Annotated in this window: 1 protein-coding gene and 1 pseudogene; both read left to right on the top strand. The window is 70.1% G+C overall.

The window, feature by feature from the left end; all coding sequences use genetic code 11:
* Positions 1-404, top strand: a pseudogene (locus tag RMP09_RS12010) (hypothetical protein); the annotation flags it as partial.
* A 267-nt stretch (positions 405-671) separates the two neighbouring features.
* Positions 672-1,172: TRC40/GET3/ArsA family transport-energizing ATPase (locus RMP09_RS12005; RefSeq protein WP_310566203.1), on the top strand; the 501-nt coding region annotated here is incomplete at its 3' end.

Genomic DNA, 1,172 nt, shown 5'->3' with positions numbered 1-1,172 from the left:
CGTGGGCCGAGCTCACGCAGCGCCGCGTAAACCGCGGGCCGGTGAAAGACGGTGGCTGGAGCATGTTCCACACCTGGTGGCTCGCCGGTGACCTGCTCGACCCTTCGGCCATCGCCTATTCGGGCGATCCCGAGACCGGCTGGTTCGGCTGGCTCAAAGACGCCGAGCTCGAAACCCAGCGTGCCGCCTTCAGCCGGGCCATGACGCCCGCCGACCGCAAGGCCGCGGCCGAAAAGGTGCAGCAGCGCATCGTCGACGACGCGGCCTTGGGCATCCTCGGGCAGTTCTTCGAGCCCGTGGCCTACAGCAGCAAGATCAGCGGCATCACCTCGCCCATCCAGTTCTACTGGCAGATGTGGACCGAGTCGCCTTTCATGCGCTCGCCCGCACAACCCGCCCGCTAGGATGAAACACCCCCCGCGCCGCTTCGCGTCACCCCCCTCAAGGGGGGCGGCACTGGCCGTCCGGCAAAGCCGGCCCGGCGGTGCCCTGGGGTGGGCCGTTTCATGCGGCGCGGGTGGCGCTCCGGCACCATAGAAAACTGAAGTGGAGTGGGCGGCGCTGAACGCCAGCAAGCCGGTCACGGTGGCTCTGCCTTGGCCTGCGTTGCAGGGGCCTCCGGCTTGTTGCGCGTCATGGTCGGCGGGCCCGGGGTGTGCGATGCTGTTGGCATGAACACCCCCACGCTCCCCGGCTTCGCCACCGCGCCCACGCGCTTCCTGTTTTTCACCGGCAAGGGCGGCGTCGGCAAGACCTCGCTCTCCACCGCCACCGCCATCGCGCTGGCCGACGCGGGAAAGCGTGTGCTGCTGGTCAGCACCGACGCGGCGTCCAACCTTGACGAAATGCTGGGTGTGCCGCTGTCCAACCGGCCGGTGCCCGTGCCCGGTGTGCCGGGGCTGCAGATGCTCAACATCGACCCCAACACCGCCGCAGAGGCCTACCGCCAGCGCGTGCTCGCGCAGCTCGAAGCCAGCGCCAGCGACGACGAGCGCCAGACCGTGCGCGAACAGCTCTCGGGCGCCTGCACCACCGAGATCGCCGCCTTCGACGAATTCGCCGCGCTGCTGGCGGGCGAGGGCATCGCCGGCGGCTACGACCACGTGGTCTTCGACACCGCGCCCACCGGCCACACCCTGCGCCTGCTGAGCCTGCCCAAGGCCTGGACCGGC

The organism is Hydrogenophaga sp., from assembly GCF_031426985.1.
Lineage (GTDB): Bacteria > Pseudomonadota > Gammaproteobacteria > Burkholderiales > Burkholderiaceae_C > Hydrogenophaga.
This window is presented reverse-complemented; position numbering and strand designations above follow the sequence as displayed.